The following is an 18,553-nucleotide window of genomic DNA, read 5'->3' as shown; positions in this document are numbered from 1 at the left end:
TCTTTTTTATTCTTCGGTGACCCGATTGTAAGTTGCGAACGCACTCCCCCCTCTCTATCTTTTTTCAAATATTAATTTTTAAAATGATTTTAAAACATAAAACATCATGTTACTTTTTAAAAACCAATTGCAGGACAAGGTGTTGATCGGTGCGCTTGAGGCCAGGGGGCTGGACAATACCGCTGACTCTCCGCTGCTTGAGGAGCGGCTGTCCCGCCTTCTTGATCAGCGGAGCAATGCTCTGAATCCGGATGAGGATGCCTTCCGGAAAGCCTGCCGGGATATGATGCGGATCGGCAGCTACAAACCGACCGGCCGCGGCAAGCCGGCTTCCGAATATCTCTTGCGAGCGGCTTCTGAAAGCAATTTCCCGCGCATCAACACCGCCGCCGATATCAATAATTACATCTCGCTTGCGTACCTGGTCCCGATTTCACTGTGGGATACGGACAAAATTGCGTCCGATTCCTGGCTTTTCCGCACCGGCGCCGATGGCGAGCAGTTTGTGTTCAACCCGTCCGGACAGACCATAGGCCTGAAAGACCTTGTATCCGGCTATGCCGTTGCCGGCGGAGAGGAAACGCCCGTAGTCTCACCGGTCAAGGACTGCCAGCAAACCAAAACGGATGACGGCACCCGCAACATTGCCGTCGCTGTGTATTATCCAGCCGGATGGGACGGCAAACCGGCACTTTCCGATATCATGAAGGAGTTTGCGGAACTGATGGAAACGGTGTCCGGTCAGGTGGAGTATGCCATAGTGTAATCTGACGGCCGGTCTGTCAGGATACATTCTGTCCGTCACGGTTGCCGGATCCATCCCGGCGGCCCTGACCTTCTCCGCGTCCTTCACCGGAACCGTCTTCTCCGCGGCCGATTCCGCTGCTGTCACGACGTTCCTCTCCCGAGCCGTCTCTTACACCTTCACCTGAGCCGTCCTGAAGACCTCCTCCCGATCCATCGCGCAAGCCTTCTCCGGTACTGTCCTGCTGACCTTCACCCGAGCCATCTCGCAAGCCTTCTCCAATACTGTCCTGCTGACCCACACCCGATCCGTCGCGCAGACCTTCCCCGGAACCAATTCGTGCTCCTTCGCCTGAACCATTCCGCAGGCCAGCTCCGGAACCATCCCGCAATCCCTGTCCGCTGCCGTCACGCAGTCCGCCACCGGATCCATCGCGGGCTCCCCGGCCCGATCCGTCACGAAGCCCCTCTCCTGATCCGTCTCTCACTCCTTCGCCAGTACCGTCCTGCAGACCTTCACCTGAGCCATCGCGCAAACCGGAGCCGTCATGCTGCCCTTCGCCCGTGACGTCGCCGCGACCGGTTCGTGCCTGCTCGCCATCACTTTCATCAGAATCCGTTCGGTCGGAAGGGAGTATAACGGCACTGGAGTTGACCGCCATCTCCCGCTGAGTCCGGCCGTCACGATCTCCGAGACCGTAGCCCTGCTGATCACCATACCCCTGACCGCGCCCGGATCCGGCCGGAGCTTCTTTCCTGTAGCGATCTTCAATAATTTCGCTTCCCTCATGGAGCCATCCGAAGGGCGGCATCAGCGTCAGTGCTCCGGCATAGAGCACTACAGCAGCCAGCAGTGACAGGTAGACTTCCCGCGGTATGCGGATGATCCGTATCTTTGAGTCATTCAATTCCATTTCCTGCTGTTTCTCGATTTGCCTTCTTCTTTTGGACTTCATGTTCCGGAAGTAGCACATAAAGGTCTTCCAGTTGTATACAAACAGATGGATGACCGCAAGCACAAGGATGATCAGGGCGGTGACCTGATGCAGCGACACCCACTGAACTTTGGTGAGTGAAAGCATGGTCCAGCCCGTCTGACCGGCAATGCCGCATGGCGGCGCCATATACATGATCACTCCGGATACGGCCAGGCCGAGAAAGGTAAACGCCATTAATAATGATACAAAGCCACGTATGGAAAAAGGCCGGGAATATTGATTCATTGCTTCACGTAAATAATTTGGTTAATAAGATGCTTCCGTATGTTATACGATCCGCAAGCGGCAAAGTTCACCGGCTGATTCCCAGCGCCTTTTGGAAAACATCCTTGTCTCCGGGACTGAACAGCACCATTCGCACCAGCCGGAGATGGCTGAGTCCGGACAGTACGGAGTGGATGGCGTCTGCCGCAACTTCGGCCGCTTCATGAACCGGAAATCCGAATGCACCCGTGGATATGGCGGGAAACCCCAGCGATGCCAGCTTTTCCGAATCTGCAAGCCTGAGCGCATTCTGGTAACAATCCGCCAGCAGCTGATCGGATGGTTTGTCGATATTGTAAACCGGTCCCAGGCAGTGAATAATTTTTTTGTTTGGCAGGCCAAATGCTGATGTCACAACAGCCTGACCCGGTTTGATGGGGGCCAGCGGCCGGCAAGCCTCTTCCAGATCCGGTCCGGCTGCCCGGTGTATGGCTCCTGCAACGCCGCCGCCCGTACGCAGCTCGGCATTGGCGGCATTCACAACGGCATCAAGATCGGGCTGATCGGTAATATCGCCCTGCACACACTCCAGCTTGACTTGGTCACTCATAATTTCACTCCCTCTTCAATGGATTAATGACACAAAGCAATACCTTATTGTAATATGATATCTGGCAGGATGAAAAACAAGCAGGATCAGTGGTCAGTATTCAGTATTCAGTATTCAGTGATCAGTGATCAGTGGTCAGTTGGCATAAAAACTGACGGAAAGCTGGTTAATTTGCTGAAATATGGTAGCTTATGTGATCTCGTAGCTGACCTGTAATCCATTTCTTCCGATCTATGATACTTGAACCCGAAGTGCTTCTTGCTTACCGCGAACAGTTCGTTGAAAACATGAAACAGGGCAATGTGGATGATGCCGCGAATATCGCACCCAATATTTCCAGCGGACGCATCGCCGGGCTTCTGACCGGCTACAGCAACGATATCGTCGTTCCGTTTCTGGAAAAAGTTGAAGAGAAACACGCTGCAGACATTCTCGTTAAAATGCCGAAAAAAGTAGCTGCTGAGCTATTTTACCACTTGGATCCCGAAGTTTCTGCAAGACTGATTGCCCGCGCACCGGTGGATGATGCGGCAGACATTGTTTCGTTGCTGGATGACAGCAAGGGCAGGGAGCTGTTTGACAGTATTCATCCCGAGGTGGAAAAGAACATCCGAAATCTGATGCAGTATGACGAGGGTACTGTGGGATCGGTGATGAATACCCATTTTATTGCCGTGCGGGAGAAAGCGACCGTCGGAGATACACTGAAAGCGCTGAAAGATGCCCCCAACCGGGTTCAGAACCGTGCCTACATCTATGTTGTTGATGACAAAGGTTGCCCCCGCGGTGTGGTGTCCCTGAGAGATTTGCTGCGGGCCGATCCGGTGAAGACGATTTCCGGGGTCGCTTCTGAAGATGTTGTGGTCGTGCACGTCAATGACAAGGCCATTGATGCGGCGCAATTGCTCAGAAACCGCCGGTATCAGATGATGCCGGTTGTCAATGACGCAAATGTGCTTACCGGAGTCCTGCTGCTTGATGATGCCATCGACATCTTGTCAGTAAACCTGGCTGATCAGTTCGTGAAACTGGGTGCGGCTTCGGTGGATGAATCCTTTTTCACCACTCCGGTCAATTCCGTTAAAAAGCGCCTGCCCTGGATGGCGGCAAATGTGTTTCTGAATCTCGGCGCCGTTGCGGTGATTGCTTCGTATGAAGCCACCATAGAGGCTGTTGCAGCGCTGGCCATTTTCCTTCCGATGATCACCGACATGGGCGGTAACGTGGGCATTCAGGCGCTCTCGGTATCCATCCGGAGCCTTGCTCTTGGTGAAGTGAGGATGAGCCAGTACCTGAAAGCAGCAAGAAAGGAGATTATTGTCGGACTTGTTAACGGACTTGCTCTCGGCACCCTGTTCACGGTAATCGCGGTCCTTCTGCAGGGCAATCCGGTGCTTGGCATGGTTGCCGGTTTTGCACTGGGATGCAATGTGTTGCTGGCGGGGCTCATAGGTGGTACGCTCCCGTTCTTCATCAAACGCCTGGGCGGAGACCCGGCACTGATGACCGGTCCGGTCCTGACTACCATTACAGATATTACAGGTGTGAGCATCTATCTGGGGCTGAGTACCCTGTTCCTGGCAAGCCTTATTACGGGATAATCAGCGAGGTGATCTGAGGGATGATTTAAGGGGTGATCTGCCGGGTGATCTGCCGGATGATCTGCCGGATTATCAACAGGGTGATCTTCTGGATGATGTATGGGGTGATCAGTTGGGTGATCTGCGGAATGCTCTGGGGTTGACCTGCTGAATGACCGCCGGTTGTATTCTCTCTTCCGAAAGGTGAAAAATTCTCAGCCATTAGCTATATATTGTCACAGGAATTTTCACTCAAAAAGTATTGATTACATGTCAGATTACCCCCGTGTCCTGCTTGCCAAAGGCAAAAACAAACGCCTGAAATCCGGCCATCTCTGGATTTTCAGCAATGAAATTGTTCACCCCGAAGAGCGGCCGGAGCCCGGTACCGTCGTGCAGGTTTGCGAAGCCAACGGAGAGCATGCCGGAACCGGATTCTATCACCCCCACTCGCTTATCGCCATACGGCTGCTGTCTGGTCAGCTTCTTTCCGTCGATGCCGGTTTCTGGAAACAGAGGCTCGGGAATGCCATATCAGCGCGGGACAGCCTGGCGCAAAGCACCAATGCCATGCGCCTGGTCCATTCCGAAAGTGACGGCCTTCCGGGACTTGTTGTGGACAAATACGCCGGCGGGCTGGTCCTGCAAATTTTGAGTGCCGGCATGGAAAAGCAACGAAATATCATTGTCGATGCGCTCAAGGAGCTTCTGGATCCCGACTTCATCGTCCTGAGAAATGACCATGCCATGCGCGACCGCGAAGGCCTGGAGCAGCATACGGAAGTCATTCACGGAGAAGTCAACGATTTATCGGTATCCATAACCGAAAATTCGGTCATGTACCGGGTCGATCCGGTTGAAGGACAAAAAACCGGATTTTATCTCGATCAGCGTGACAACCGCGTGCTGTTCCGGCACTACATTTCCGAAGGTGATCGTGTTCTGGATGGATTTTGCCACTACGGAGGCTTTGCACTGAACGCGGCACAAGCCGGTGCAAAGGAAGTCGTTGCCGTTGACGGCGTACAATCGGTTTGCGATGCGGCGCAGGAGCATGTCCGGATGAATGGCCTTGATGAGGTGATTTCGGTTCAGAAAGCCGACCTGATGAAAAAGCTTCCGGAATGGTCCGCCAAAGGTGCGCGGTTTGATGCCATCAACCTGGATCCGCCCAATTTTGCCACCAGCAAAAAGTCGGTCGGACCGGCACTTCGCGCCTATCGCAAAATTCATCGTCATGCCCTTGAAATGCTGCAGCCCGGCGGAATCCTGGCAACATCCTCCTGTTCCCATCACATAACAGCGGATGCCTTCCTGGATTCGGTCCGCAGAGCCTGCCGCGACACCGGCAAGCGCGTCCAGCTCCTGCATGAGGGAGGTGCGGCGCCTGACCACCCGGTTCTTCCTGAAATGCCGGAGACCGGATATCTGAAGTTTCTTATTTTCAGGGTAGTTGACTTTTGAAAAGCTCGCTGCCCATAGCATCCGGACTCCTGAAAACCGTCCGTATGAAATCACAGCAAACAAATCTTATTTTCAATTCCTACCTGTTGCGCAGTTTCGGCCTGTTGCGCAGTTTCGGCCTGTTACGCAAGCTCAGTTTGTTTCGCAGTTTAAGTCTGCATCCTGATTGCAACCCGATTCGCAATTTCAGCTGCATTGGCAATTTCAAACTGATTCGTAATTCCAGCCTGATTCGCGATTGCAATCTGCCGGTTCTGATGCTGCTATCCGTGCTGCTCGCTTCGTGCGGAACCACCAGTCCCCGACCGGGCAGTGTGCTGGAACAGGGCGAAGCCAGCTGGTACGGTCCCGGTTTTCACGGCAAGCAGACCGCAAACGGGGAAACCTACGACCAGAACGAACTCACCGCGGCACACCGGACGCTTCCGTTTAACACCAGGGTCCGTGTGGTGAACATGACCAACGGCGAGCATGTAGATGTCCGCATCAACGACCGCGGGCCGTATGCGCGGGGACGCATCATCGACCTGTCCAAAGAAGCCGCCGACCGGATCGATATGCTCGACTCCGGAATTGCTCCTGTCCGGCTGATACTTATTGACTCCGAGAAACCCATCCGCACAAGAGGACCCGGAAATATCAGGCGGGAGGAGTTCACCATCCAGCTCGGCTCTTACAACCGCAAGGAAGATGCCGAGGCTTATGCCCGGCAGATTCGCAGCAGCCGCGTGGTCTCAGGGGAGGTGGACGGGAGCACGGTCTATCGCGTCTATTACGGCCGCTACCGGAGCAGCAGCGATGCCAACCGCGACCTCAACCGTCTCAAGCGGCGCGGGCACGACGGATTTGTCCGGCAGCTGCAGAATTGACAGATAAAGAATACGACAACTTGCCGACGAACATCAGTAAAGTTTTTCCGGCAGCTGCAGAAGTGACAGATTCTTACTATCAATTGTCATTCATCAGGTTATATTATCTGAGATTGCTGAACGATAGCGGTGAAAACTGCGTTTTGCTTTTTTCATGTGTTTAAATGTTTGGATTTATGTCGTCACATGTAATGTCATGACCGTATGTAATCATGCGCCTGTGTGTCCGGGCGCCGACCCGGTCATGTTCATTTCATCTGTTTAAAATTTTTGATTCATCTTCCAACCAACTATTGAGACTCATCCATGTCAAAACATATTGCCATCATAGGTACCGGATTCGGAGCACTTGGTGCCGCGGCACGGCTGCTTGCCGAAGGTTACAACGTCACATTATTTGAAAAACGCGACAAACCGGGCGGACGCGCCTATGTGTTCGAGGAGAACGGCTTCCGGTTCGATGCCGGTCCGACCGTCATCACCGCACCTTTCATGTTTGATGATATTTTCAACAAGGCCGGAAAAAAGCGGGAGGATTATTTTGAGCTGGTCCCCTGTCAGCCGTTCTACCGGATTTTCAACCATGAGGGTCGTCATTTCGACTACAACAGCGACGAATCTTTCATTTTTTCTGAAATTGACCGGTGGAATCCGGAGGACAAGGAGGGCTACCGAAAATTTATGCAGACGACCAGGGCAATCTTTCAGAAAGGCTTTGTGGAGCTGGCCGATCAGCCCTTCCTCTCTTTTATGGATATGCTCCGGGTGGCTCCCGATCTGATCCGCCTGAAGTCGCATGAGAACGTGTACAAGTATGTCTCGAGATACGTTAAAGATGAATTTCTCAGGCGCTGCTTTTCCTTTCATCCGCTTCTGGTGGGAGGAAATCCGTTCGACACCACCTCCATCTATGCCATGATCCATTACCTTGAGCGTGAGTGGGGCGTTCATTATGCCATGGGCGGAACCGGATCCATCGTCAACGGACTTACAAAGCTGATCGAAGAGCTTGGCGGCAAGATCCATCTGGAAACCGAAGTCAAGCGGATCAGAATCAACGACCGCCGGCAGGTGGAAGGGCTGGAATTGTCCGACGGGGAGTTCGTGCCCGCCGACGCGGTGATCTCAAACGGTGATGTTGCCTTTACCTACCGCAATATGATCGACGAATCCCTCCGGAAGACCTACACCAATCGCAAAATCGACAAAATGAAGTACAGCATGTCCCTTTTTGTGATGTATTTCGGCACAGACCGGCGGTATACCGACACCAAACTGAAGCATCACAATATCATCCTCAGCGAACGCTACAAAGGCTTGCTGAACGATATTTTCAACAAGAAAGAGCTTGCCGACGATTTCTCGCTGTATCTTCACATGCCGACCTACACCGATCCCTCTCTGGCACCTGAAGGCGGAGAGTCGTTCTATGTGCTGTCCCCGGTTCCCCATCTGGACGGCGATACGGACTGGAATGAAATGGCAGAGCCGTACGGGGACAGAATCCTCGAGTTTCTGGAGGAAAATTACCTGCCCGATCTGCGCAAGCACCTCAAGGCGCGGCTGCACATCGATCCGCTGCATTTCCGTGATACGCTCAACAGCCACAAGGGATCGGCATTTTCCGTACAGCCACTGCTGACTCAGTCGGCCTGGTTCCGTCCGCATAACCGTTCGGAGGATTTCCCGAACCTCTATTTTGTCGGGGCCGGGACGCATCCGGGAGCCGGACTACCGGGCGTACTCTCGTCATCGGTAATTGCTGAAAACCTGATTCGCAACGATATCCCGCTGAACGGATCGGCCTGATGCGATTCAGTATGATCCGAAAGGGATACGGCACGGTTTTTTAACACCATGCTGCAACCATGCTGAAATACAATACCGTGCTGTATTGCGGCATGGTAATCCGAATTATTGCGACGCCTGCAGCTTGTCCCAGTCGGACAAAAACTTTTCGAGTCCGATGTCAGTCAGCGGATGCTTGACCAGTTTTTCGATCACACCGAAAGGCATGGTGGAAACGTCAGCGCCCAGACGTGCCGCTTCAACGACGTGCATGGGATGACGGATACTGGCCACGAGCACTTCCGTTGCATAGCCGTAGTTCTGATAGATTTCAACAATTTCAGCGATCAGCTGCATGCCGTTAGTGGAAATGTCGTCTACACGTCCGACGAACGGCGAGATGTATGTGGCGCCCGCTTTTGCGGCAATCAGTGCCTGGGTTGGTGAAAAACAGAGCGTACAGTTGGTTTTGATACCTTCTTCGGAGAATGTCTTGATGGCCTTGATACCCTCTTTGATCAGGGGCACCTTTACCACTACGTTGTCGGCTATTCTTGCAAATTTTCTGCCTTCTTCCAGAATTCCTTTGTAATCGGTGGAAACAACTTCGGCGGATACATCTCCTTCGACGATACCGCAGATTTCTGCTATAAATCCGTCAAAATCTGCAATGCCTTCTTTGGCGCACAGCGAAGGATTGGTTGTCACTCCGTCAAGTACGCCCATGGCATGCGCTTCGCGTATCTCATCAAGATTTGCAGTGTCGATAAAGAATTTCATAATGGCTGCTCGGTTTTGTATATGTAATTTATTTGTCTTATTTCGTTGAATTTATAAGAGAATACGATCTCTTTCAAAAAAAATCTTATTTTATTACAATTACATTACTTCCGACCACTTCAAATAGGCAAGACATGAGTAAATTTCCCAAGGGGTTCATATTCGGAATAATATCGGGTTCGGTAATCGGTTCGTTGATTGCTCTTCTTTATGCACCGGACAAGGGGGCGACGACTCGGGACCGTATCAGTTATCGCCTGAACAATTATGTGGATGAGCTGAGCAGCCTCGTTGACCGGCTTCAAAAGGAAAAAGGCATTGTTTCTGATGCCAAAAAGGAAGGGGATCTTGTGGTTGAAGAAGCACAAAAGCGCGCTGAAGATCTCATTTCCGAGGCTGAAAAACTGCTTGAAAACATCGGTGACACCAAAGGAGACGATGCCAAGGGCGACGGGAACCGGAATAACTAAGCCGGAATGAGCTGAGCAGACCTGTCCTGCTGTTCCACGCCTTTCTGACGTTCCAAACTTTTCTGACAAAATAAGCCGATACTGCCTGAGGCCCGGCAATCCGGCGGCCACCGTCCTCTGCCCTGTGGCTGTGCTGTTTCGAGCAGCACGTTCTGGCAATATCCTTCCGGTCATTATTAAAAAAAAGCCTGAACCGGGGTTACCGGCCAGGCTTTTTTATTTTCTCTAAAGACCGGTGCATCAGGCACCGGCCTCAGGATTTTCTGCTCATTCAGTCTTCGTCTTCCTTCACATCCTGAACAGACGGACTGTCGGCACCAAGCTGCTGGAAGACGCGGCTTGCCGCTCCGACTTCTTCCATATCCTCTTTGGAACCGACGATGATATCCTGATACTTGCGGAGTCCCGTTCCGGCCGGTACACGATGTCCGACTACAACATTCTCCTTGAGTCCCAGCAGATTGTCGGCTTTCGCCTCGATAGCTGCCTGGGTAAGTACCTTGGTCGTTTCCTGGAAGGATGACGCTGAAAGCCAGCTGTCTGTCGACAGGGCAGCACGCGTGATACCCAGAAGTATCGGCTTGGAGATGGCAGGCTCCGCCTGGCGCGTTTCTATCTCTTTCTTCTCATCAGTAATCAGCTTGGAGTTGATTTCCCGAATCTCGCGCCGGTCGAGCAGCGTGCCCAGAGGCACTTCGCTTTCACCGGCATCCGTGACAACATACTTGCCGATCAGTGAATCGTTTGTCTGATTCACTTCAAAACGGTCAACCTTGTCGCCTTCGAGGTACATGGTATCTCCCGGATCGGTGATCTCGACTTTCTGCATCATCGTCCGGACAATCGTCTCAATGTGCTTGTCACTGATATTCACACCCTGGAGACGGTACACCTCCTGAATCTCATTCACGAGATAGGACTGTACGGCATAGGGTCCGAGAATATTGAGGATGTCCTGGGGCATGATGACACCGTCCGAAAGTGGCTGACCCGCTTTTACGTAATCGTTTTCCTGCACCAGGATATGCTTGGCGAGAGAAACGAGATACGTCTTGCTGTCGGTTCCGTCCTTGCTGGTGACGATCACTTCCTGGGAGCCGCGCTTTCGTGATCCCATTTTGACGACCCCTTCGATTTCAGATACCGTTGCAGGATCTTTCGGAGGTCGTGCTTCAAAGAGTTCGGTGATTCTCGGAAGACCGGCCGTGATATCCTTGGACTTGGACGCTGATGTCCTTGGAATTTTGGCAAGCACCTGTCCGGCAGACACCCGCTCCTGATCATCCACAACTACGTGGGCTCCGACAGGAAGTGTGGTTTCACGGATGCGGTCGCCGCTTCCTTTGACAATAACCGTCGGTACAAGGCTGCGGTCCCGGGAATCGGTGATCACTTTCTCCTTGTGTCCGGTCTGGGAGTCGGTTTCATCCTTGTAGGTCACGCCGTGAATGATATCGCGGTATTCGATGCTTCCGTCAAGTTCGGAGAAGATCAGGGCATTGTAGGGGTCCCACTTGCAAAGCGGTATTCCCTTGGGAACCATGTCCCCGTCTTCAACCATCAGTTCCGAACCGTAAGGCACGTTGTATGTGATGAGCACTTTGTCGGTGTCATCCACAATTTTAATCTCGCCGGCACGGCTCAGAACGACGGTTGTAACCTCTTCGCCGTCATCGTAATCAACGGCACGTACGTTCTCAAATACTACCTTTCCGGCAAACTTGGACTTGTGCTGTGATTCGGCTTCCAGCCGGGATGCCGTACCACCTACGTGGAATGTCCGCAGGGTAAGCTGCGTTCCGGGCTCACCGATTGACTGGGCAGCGATAACGCCGACAGCCTCACCAACCTGAACCGGCTTGCCGCGCGACAGATCGCGTCCGTAACACTTGGCGCACACACCGCGTGCCGACTCACAGGTCAGTACGGAGCGGATCTCCACTTCTTCAATGGAAGTTTCGGAGATTTTCTTTGCAATCCGCTCGTCAATCATCTGATTGGATTCCACAATGAGCTCATCGGTCAGCGGATCGTATACATCATGCATGGATACACGGCCCAGCACACGGTCTTCGAGACTCTCGACAATATCCTCATTATCCTTGAGTGCCGATATGCTGATTCCTCTCAGAGTGCCGCAGTCATCTTCGGTAACAATGACATCCTGGGACACATCCACAAGACGACGGGTAAGATAACCAGCATCGGCTGTTTTCAGAGCGGTATCAGCCAGACCCTTACGGGCACCGTGCGTCGAAATAAAGTACTCGAGAACGGTCAGACCTTCCTTGAAACTGGAAAGAATGGGCTGCTCAATTACTTCGTTTCCGGTCTGCAATGAACTTTTCTGGGGCTTGGCCATAAGACCGCGCATACCGCCGAGCTGACGGATCTGCTCTTTTGAACCCCGGGCACCGGAATCAGCCATCATGAATACCGGGTTGAATCCGCCTTTGTCCTCGGTCAGTGCCTTGAACAGCGTTTCAGAAACACGGTTGGTTGTGCTGGTCCACTTATCGATGACCTGGTTGTACCGCTCGTTGTCGGTGATAAATCCGTTTTCGTAGCGGTCCTGGATCAGCTGGACCTCATCCTGCGCCTGGTTGATGAATTCCGCCTTTTCCTTGGGAATAACGATGTCTTCAAGGCTGAATGAAAGGCCGCCGGTGGTGGCATTTTCGAAGCCGAGATACTTCATCTCATCAAGGAAACGGGCTGTTTTCATCGTACCCGTAATGGAGAACACCGCACCAATCAGGTTCCGGAGCTCTTTTTTGCCGAATGTAAGGTTTATGTAACCCAGTTCATTCGGGATAATTTCATTGAACAGCACCCGGCCCGTTGTGGTCTTGACCACTTCTTTGACCATTTTGTCGCCTTTTTTCTTCTCAATGCGCACATTGATCTTGGCGTGCAGTGCTATGTGGCTGCGGTCATAGGCAATTTTTACCTCCTCGGGAGAGGAAAAGGTCTTGCCTTCACCTTTTTGTCCGTCACCCATCTTGGTGAGGTAGTAGATACCGAGAACCATGTCCTGTGACGGAACCGTAACCGGACTTCCGTTGGCCGGATTCATAATGTTATGAGACCCGAGCATCAGAACCGATGATTCAAGAATGGCATCATGGCTCAGCGGAAGGTGAACCGCCATCTGGTCACCGTCAAAGTCGGCGTTGAATGCCGTACAGGAAAGCGGATGCAGGCGGATGGCCTTGTCTTCAATCAGAACCGGCTGATAGGCCTGAATTCCGAGCCTGTGCAGCGTTGGCGCACGGTTAAGAAGGACCGGATGGCCGTCAATTACATTTTCAAGAACATCCCAAACAGCGTCATCACGCCGGTCAACCACTTTCTTGGCGCTTTTGACCGTCTTGACATATCCGCGCTCAATCAGCCGCCGGATAATGAAGGGCTTGTAGAGCTCAACGGCCATCTCCTTTGGAAGACCGCACTCGTGAAGCTTGAGATCCGGTCCCACAGCAATTACCGACCGGCCGGAATAGTCGACACGCTTTCCGAGAAGGTTCTGGCGGAAACGGCCGCTTTTGCCCTTGAGCATGTCACTGAGTGACTTGAGCGGACGGTTGTTGCTGCGCACGGCGTTCATCTTCCGGGAGTTGTCAAACAGCGAGTCGACAGCTTCCTGGAGCATGCGTTTTTCATTTCGCAGGATAACATCCGGAGCCTTGATATCAATCAGGCGCTTGAGACGGTTGTTGCGGATAATGACTCTGCGATACAGATCGTTCAGGTCGGATGTCGCAAAGCGCCCGCCTTCCAGCGGCACCAGCGGTCTGAGTTCCGGCGGAATGACCGGGATGACCCGCATCACCATCCATTCCGGACGGTTTTCGCGCTCTTTGTTGGCCGCGCGGAACGACTCGATTACCTGAAGCTGCTTGAGAAACTTTTTCTTCCGCATGGCGGATGTTTCATTCTTGACAGACTCACGGTACTTGTAGGCCGACTTGTCAAGTTCGATATTGGCAAGCAGGGCTTCAATGGCTTCGGCTCCCATTTTCACGACGAACTTGTCGGGATCTTCCTCCTCAATTTCGTTGTGATCGGCGGGTAGCTGGTTCATGATATCGTAGTACTCCTCTTCGGATATCATGTCACCCATTTTGTAACCCAGATCCCGGGCAAGCCCGGGCTTGACAATCACAAAGTTCTCGTAGTAAACGATCTTCTCGAGGTTCTTCGAGGAAAGTCCGAGCAGATAGGCGATTTTGTTCGGCATGGACTTGAAGTACCAGATGTGCACCACCGGCACACACAGGTTCAGATGTCCCATGCGCTCGCGACGAACGGCTTTCCGGGTTACCTCGACACCGCAACGGTCACAGATAATACCTTTGTAGCGGATTCGCTTGTATTTCCCGCAATGGCATTCCCAGTCTTTTACAGGACCGAAAATTTTCTCACAGAACAAACCGTCTTTTTCAGGTTTGAACGTGCGGTAGTTGATCGTTTCGGGATTCAGCACTTCCCCGTTGGACCGGGACAGAATGGATTCTGCCGATGCAAGGGAAACACGCAAACGCTTAAAATCTTTTGAGACGGATTCGCTTTTGGTAAACGGCAAGGATGTCCTCCGTTAATTTTTGAAATATGTTATACAGTTCTCGGACGGTGAACACAGTCCGGATTGCCTATTCGACGCTGACTTCGAGACCGAGTCCCTGAAGCTCACGGACAAGCACATTGAAGGATTCCGGAGTCGTTCCTTCCGGCAGGTTTTCACCTTTTACAATGGCCTCGTAAACTTTCGAGCGACCCTTGACATCATCACTTTTAACGGTCAGCATCTCCTTAAGTACATTGGAGGCGCCATAGGCATACAGTGCCCAGACCTCCATCTCACCGAGACGCTGTCCACCGAACTGAGCCTTTCCGCCCAGCGGCTGCTGGGTAATCAGTGAATAGGGTCCGATGGACCTGGCGTGAAGCTTGTCTTCAATCAGGTGATTCAGCTTGAGCATGTAGATATACCCGACTGTCGTCATCTGCTGGAACCGGTCACCGGTCTGCCCGTCGTAGAGGTATGTCCGCCCGTCTTTGGGAACACCGGCTTTTTCAAGCCAGCCCTGGATATCGTCATAGGATGCTCCGTCAAAGGTGGGCGTGGCGAATTTGACGCCAAGTTTGGATCCGGCCCAGCCCAGGATGGTTTCGTAAATCTGTCCCAGGTTCATTCTTGAAGGTACACCCAGCGGGTTCAGCACCACATCAACCGGGGTGCCGTCTTCGAGAAACGGCATGTCCTCGGCAGGAACTACCTTGGCAACAACACCTTTGTTTCCGTGCCGGCCGGCCATCTTGTCTCCCACGCCAAGCTTGCGTTTTTTGGCGACGTAGACTTTGGCTTTCTGCACGATGCCGGGAGGAAGTTCGTCACCTACCTGGATGGAGTACTTTCTTCTCTTCAGATCGGTTTCATACTGCCTTCGCAAGTCACGGTAGTTTTGGAACAACGTGAAAATGTGCTGGTTGACGGTATCGTCCTGGCACCAGTTCTGGCGCATTTTCAGGTACAACGGATCCAGTCCTTCGAATATTTGTTTGCGATATTTTTCGCCTTTCGGGATGATCTCGTTGCCCATATGGTCAACCACGCCGGGGGATGTCTTGTCCTTCAGCAGCTTGTACATCCGCTCCGACCATTGCGTATTGAGCCTGGCCAGATCTTCGCGATATCTTTCATTTTCTCGCTCAACAAGCTCTTTTTCTTCTTTTCTTGAGAGCTGCTCATCTTTTTTCCGGCTGAAGAGCTTGGTGTCGATAACCACCCCTGACACACCCGGAGGTGTTTTCAGCGAGGCGTCTTTCACATCACCGGCCTTGTCACCGAAAATGGCGCGAAGCAGTTTTTCTTCGGGTGTCGGATCTGTTTCCCCTTTCGGAGTAATTTTTCCGACAATGATATCGCCCGGGCTGATTTTTGCTCCGACACGGACAATGCCGTTTTCATCGAGATTGCGGGTGGCGTCTTCACTTACATTCGGGATTTCCCGGGTCAGTTCCTCTTCGCCCCGCTTGGTATCCCTGACCTGCTGCTCAAACTCCTGGATATGGATGGATGTGTAAATGTCTTCGGAAACCACGCGCTCACTGACCACGATGGCATCCTCGAAATTGTATCCTCTCCAGGGCATGAATGCAACGAGCAGGTTCCGCCCGAGGGCAAGCTCGCCGTCCTGGGTGGCACATCCGTCAGCAACAGGCTGACCTTCGGTCACACGGTCGCCTACTTTGACCAGAGGCCGCTGATTGGATGTCGTATCCTGGTTGGTTCGCTCAAATTTTCTGAGTGTGTACTTGATCACCCCGTCATCAAAGTGTGCGAGGGATTCAAGTTCATCACGGTCATAGCGGATGTGAATCTCGGTGGCACTGACATAGACAACTTCGCCGTTTCCTTCGGCTACAATAAGTGCCCGTGAGTCGCGGGCCGCGCGGTACTCAATTCCGGTTCCCACAAATGGTGGTTCCGGACGCAACAACGGTACAGCCTGACGCTGCATGTTTGATCCCATCAGCGCCCTGTTGGCATCATCGTGCTCAATAAACGGAACCATCCCCGCTGCAACGGAAACGATCTGGTTGGGAGCAATGTCCATGTACCGGACCTGATCGGGCGATGCCAGTCCCACGTTGCTGTCACGGAAACGGGAAAAGATCAGGTCATTCTGGAATTTGCTCTCATCGGTCAGCGGAGCGTTGGCCTGCGCGATTACCGTTTCATCCTCCTGTTCGGCAGCAAGGTATTCGACGCGTTTGCTGACTTTGCCGCTGTCAACATGACGGTAAGGTGTTTCAATAAATCCGAAGTCGTTCACCTTGGCATGGACACAAAGCGAAGAAATCAGTCCGATGTTGGGACCTTCCGGTGTCTCGATCGGACACAGACGTCCGTAATGCGTGTAGTGAACATCACGCACCTCAAATCCGGCACGTTCACGTGTCAAACCGCCGGGACCCAGAGCCGACATACGCCTTTTGTGCGTAAGTTCGGCCAGCGGATTGGTCTGGTCCATGAACTGCGACAGCTGGTTGGTACCGAAAAAGGTGTTTATCACACTGGATATGGTCCGCGCATTCACAAGATCCTGCGGGGTGAACTGCTCGGCATCCCTGGAATTCATCCTCTCGCGGATGGTCCGGGTCATCCGGGCAAGACCGAGCCCGAACTGCTGTCCGAGTTGTTCTCCGACTGTCCTGACACGCCTGTTGCTCAGGTGATCAATGTCATCAACCTGGGATTTCAGGTCTTTCAGTCGGATGAGCTCCTTGATAATGGCAACGATATCATTTCTTGTCAGCACCTGCAGATCCAGGGATTCATCAAGATGGAGTCTCTTGTTCAGGCGGTATCGTCCCACTTCGCCCAGGTCATAGCGTTTGTCACTGAAAAACAGACGTTCGAGAACGGTACGCGCCGTTTCCATATCCGGCATTTCCCCGGAACGGATCTGCTTGTACACCTCTGAAAGTGCAGACTCTTCATCCGTGCTGGTGTCCTTGCGGAGCGTGTTCAGAATCACGGATTCTTCAACTTCTTCGTCTCCGCTCTTGAGCACATGGATGGAAGTGATACCGGCTGCTTTCAGCGCACTGAAATCATCGTCCGTGAGTTCGTGGTCCCTCGGGAAAATGACATTTCTGCGTTTTGCCTCGGTCACTTCACCGGTTTCATCGTCAACGACTTCCTCAACCACCTCTTCGGTCAGGTCGGTGGCCAGTTTGCGTCCGACAGCATTTTTGAATGCTTTCGCGGTTTTGACATTGATTTCATCGGAAAGATCAAAAATACTGAGAATGTCATAGTCGGAGGAGAAACCGAGAGCGCGGAGCAGTGTCGTTGCCGGGAGCTTCTTTTTCCGGTCAATATAAGCCCACAGAACGTCCCGGATGTCTGTAGTCAGTTCAATCCAGGAGCCTTTGAATGGAATGACCCTGGCAGAATAGAGCTGACTTCCGTTGGGATGCAGTGACTGTCCGAAAAAGACTCCCGGTGAGCGGTGAAGCTGGCTGACAATAACCCGCTCGGATCCGTTGATGATGAACGTTCCGCGTTCGGTCATCCACGGCAGGTCTCCGAGGAATACTTCCTGTTCGATGGTTTCACTGGCGTCGTCGCCCGGATCGGAAGCGGAAAGCCGCAGTTTTGCTTTCAGCGGAAGAGCATATGTCAGGCCCCGGTCCTGGCACTCGGTAACAGAGTACTTGGGGGTGTCAACAGCATAGTAAATAAATTCCAGAATGCTCTGTTCCCTGGTATCCTGAATCGGAAAGTGCTCTAAAAAAATTTTCTGAAGTCCAATTTCTTCACGATCTTCCGGATCTACGTCCCATTGCGTAAAACGCCGGAAGGACTCGAGCTGAACATCAAGAAAATCGGGGTAGTCTAATACGTTCTGGGTGCGAGCGAAGGATATGCGTCCTGTATGAGATTGGATGGCGTTGCTTTTACTCAAGGCTACCTCGTCCTTAGGTTGTGGATGTGCACACACGATTGATGTGAATAACCGTGATTTGGGTATTCAATTGAAAACGGGTTTTGTATTTATGAATACAAAACCTACAGACACCAATAGCCAATACCGGAAATCCGATATTGGCCTGGTTGTCATAAAACAAAACGGAGACTTATTTAAGCTCTATTTCAGCTCCGGCTTCGGTAAGCTTTTCCTTGATGGACTCTGCTTCTGCCTTGTCAACATCCTCTTTGATGTTGCTGGGCGCTCCGTCAACAAGCTCTTTCGCCTCTTTGAGTCCGAGTCCGGTAAGTCCGCGAACTTCTTTGATAACAGCAATCTTGTTGCCGCCGGGTGATTTGAGCACAACTGTGAACTCAGTCTGCTCTTCAGCTGCTTCTGCTTCACCTTCAGCAGCCGGAGCTGCGGCTACTGCTGTTGCTGCCGGTTTGATACCGTATTCATCTTCGAGTACCTGAGCCAGTTCATTTGCTTCTTTTACGGTCAGGTTTACAAGTTGTTCTGCTATTTCTTTGACGTCTGCCATTACTATGTACTCCCGTTGGTTG

The 18,553-nt window shown here is 52.4% G+C and carries 13 protein-coding genes; 6 read left to right on the top strand and 7 right to left on the bottom strand.

All coding sequences use genetic code 11. The annotated features are described in order from the left end of the window. Window positions 1–106: 106 nt before the first annotated feature. Entirely contained in the window at window positions 107–766 is a 660-nt protein-coding gene (locus NATSA_RS05180; RefSeq protein ID WP_210510943.1) for a phenylalanine--tRNA ligase beta subunit-related protein, read from the top strand. Window positions 767–782: 16 nt separating this feature from the next. Here the strand turns inward: NATSA_RS05180 and NATSA_RS05175 are convergent, their stop codons facing one another. Together NATSA_RS05175 and NATSA_RS05170 are read right to left on the bottom strand one after the other, a co-directional pair. Next, window positions 783–1,967, bottom strand: a complete 1,185-nt coding sequence (locus tag NATSA_RS05175) for a DUF4405 domain-containing protein (protein ID WP_210510942.1) — start codon at window positions 1,965–1,967, stop codon at window positions 783–785. 67 nt (window positions 1,968–2,034) lie between these two features. Then, window positions 2,035–2,556, bottom strand: a complete 522-nt coding sequence (locus NATSA_RS05170; protein ID WP_210510941.1) for a macro domain-containing protein — start codon at window positions 2,554–2,556, stop codon at window positions 2,035–2,037. 233 nt (window positions 2,557–2,789) lie between these two features. Here NATSA_RS05170 and mgtE point away from each other — a divergent pair, with 233 nt between their 5' ends. Further along, window positions 2,790–4,157 (top strand): magnesium transporter, encoded by a 1,368-nt coding sequence (gene mgtE, locus NATSA_RS05165; RefSeq protein WP_210510940.1) that lies wholly within the window; start codon window positions 2,790–2,792, stop codon window positions 4,155–4,157. Between the two features lie 25 nt (window positions 4,158–4,182). On the opposite strand, the gene NATSA_RS05160 is transcribed toward mgtE, so the two are convergent. After that, complete coding sequence (locus NATSA_RS05160) at window positions 4,183–4,359, bottom strand: hypothetical protein (RefSeq protein ID WP_210510939.1); 177 nt, start codon at window positions 4,357–4,359, stop codon at window positions 4,183–4,185. Between the two features lie 47 nt (window positions 4,360–4,406). Between NATSA_RS05160 and NATSA_RS05155 the strand changes: the two genes are divergently transcribed. The 3 genes from NATSA_RS05155 (at window position 4,407) to crtI (ending at window position 8,278) form a co-directional block, all read left to right on the top strand. Then, on the top strand, window positions 4,407–5,600 hold the full coding sequence (locus NATSA_RS05155; RefSeq protein ID WP_210510938.1) for a class I SAM-dependent rRNA methyltransferase: 1,194 nt from the start codon (window positions 4,407–4,409) through the stop codon (window positions 5,598–5,600). A 44-nt stretch (window positions 5,601–5,644) separates the two neighbouring features. After that, the gene (locus NATSA_RS05150; protein WP_210510937.1) at window positions 5,645–6,469 is read left to right on the top strand and encodes a septal ring lytic transglycosylase RlpA family protein; all 825 of its coding nucleotides are present in this window, start codon (window positions 5,645–5,647) and stop codon (window positions 6,467–6,469) included. Between the two features lie 306 nt (window positions 6,470–6,775). Continuing rightward, entirely contained in the window at window positions 6,776–8,278 is a 1,503-nt protein-coding gene (crtI, locus tag NATSA_RS05145; RefSeq protein WP_210510936.1) for a phytoene desaturase family protein, read from the top strand. 105 nt (window positions 8,279–8,383) lie between these two features. Here the strand turns inward: crtI and fsa are convergent, their stop codons facing one another. Next, complete coding sequence (gene fsa / locus NATSA_RS05140) at window positions 8,384–9,037, bottom strand: fructose-6-phosphate aldolase (RefSeq protein ID WP_210510935.1); 654 nt, start codon at window positions 9,035–9,037, stop codon at window positions 8,384–8,386. Between the two features lie 134 nt (window positions 9,038–9,171). Here fsa and NATSA_RS05135 point away from each other — a divergent pair, with 134 nt between their 5' ends. Further along, window positions 9,172–9,507 (top strand): YtxH domain-containing protein, encoded by a 336-nt coding sequence (locus NATSA_RS05135; protein WP_210510934.1) that lies wholly within the window; start codon window positions 9,172–9,174, stop codon window positions 9,505–9,507. A gap of 271 nt (window positions 9,508–9,778) precedes the next feature. Here NATSA_RS05135 and rpoC read toward each other — a convergent pair whose 3' ends face one another. From rpoC to rplL, 3 genes are all read right to left on the bottom strand, one after another. Next, window positions 9,779–14,092: a DNA-directed RNA polymerase subunit beta' gene (gene rpoC, locus NATSA_RS05130; protein ID WP_210510933.1), complete on the bottom strand. Its 4,314-nt coding sequence runs from the start codon at window positions 14,090–14,092 to the stop codon at window positions 9,779–9,781. Window positions 14,093–14,159: 67 nt separating this feature from the next. Continuing rightward, on the bottom strand, window positions 14,160–17,984 hold the full coding sequence (gene rpoB, locus NATSA_RS05125; protein WP_246481712.1) for a DNA-directed RNA polymerase subunit beta: 3,825 nt from the start codon (window positions 17,982–17,984) through the stop codon (window positions 14,160–14,162). Between the two features lie 172 nt (window positions 17,985–18,156). Further along, window positions 18,157–18,531 carry a 50S ribosomal protein L7/L12 gene (gene rplL / locus NATSA_RS05120; RefSeq protein ID WP_210510932.1) on the bottom strand — a complete coding sequence of 125 codons (375 nt, stop codon included), beginning with the start codon at window positions 18,529–18,531 and terminating at the stop codon, window positions 18,157–18,159. Window positions 18,532–18,553: the final 22 nt, after the last annotated feature.

It is taken from the genome of Natronogracilivirga saccharolytica, from assembly GCF_017921895.1.
In the GTDB taxonomy this organism is placed as follows: Bacteria; Bacteroidota; Rhodothermia; order Balneolales; family Natronogracilivirgulaceae; genus Natronogracilivirga; species Natronogracilivirga saccharolytica.
The sequence above is the reverse complement of the archived record's forward strand: the minus strand, read 5'-3'. Positions and strand labels throughout refer to the sequence as shown.

Coding starts and splice junctions, on each gene's coding strand:
- crtI (WP_210510936.1), top strand. CDS start 6,776: ATGTCAAAACATATTGCCATCATAGGTACCGGATTCGGAGCACTTGGT.
- NATSA_RS05175 (WP_210510942.1), bottom strand. CDS start 1,967: ATGAATCAATATTCCCGGCCTTTTTCCATACGTGGCTTTGTATCATTA.
- NATSA_RS05180 (WP_210510943.1), top strand. CDS start 107: ATGTTACTTTTTAAAAACCAATTGCAGGACAAGGTGTTGATCGGTGCG.
- NATSA_RS05155 (WP_210510938.1), top strand. CDS start 4,407: ATGTCAGATTACCCCCGTGTCCTGCTTGCCAAAGGCAAAAACAAACGC.
- rplL (WP_210510932.1), bottom strand. CDS start 18,531: ATGGCAGACGTCAAAGAAATAGCAGAACAACTTGTAAACCTGACCGTA.
- NATSA_RS05160 (WP_210510939.1), bottom strand. CDS start 4,359: ATGGCTGAGAATTTTTCACCTTTCGGAAGAGAGAATACAACCGGCGGT.
- NATSA_RS05135 (WP_210510934.1), top strand. CDS start 9,172: ATGAGTAAATTTCCCAAGGGGTTCATATTCGGAATAATATCGGGTTCG.
- NATSA_RS05170 (WP_210510941.1), bottom strand. CDS start 2,556: ATGAGTGACCAAGTCAAGCTGGAGTGTGTGCAGGGCGATATTACCGAT.
- fsa (WP_210510935.1), bottom strand. CDS start 9,037: ATGAAATTCTTTATCGACACTGCAAATCTTGATGAGATACGCGAAGCG.
- mgtE (WP_210510940.1), top strand. CDS start 2,790: ATGATACTTGAACCCGAAGTGCTTCTTGCTTACCGCGAACAGTTCGTT.
- NATSA_RS05150 (WP_210510937.1), top strand. CDS start 5,645: ATGAAATCACAGCAAACAAATCTTATTTTCAATTCCTACCTGTTGCGC.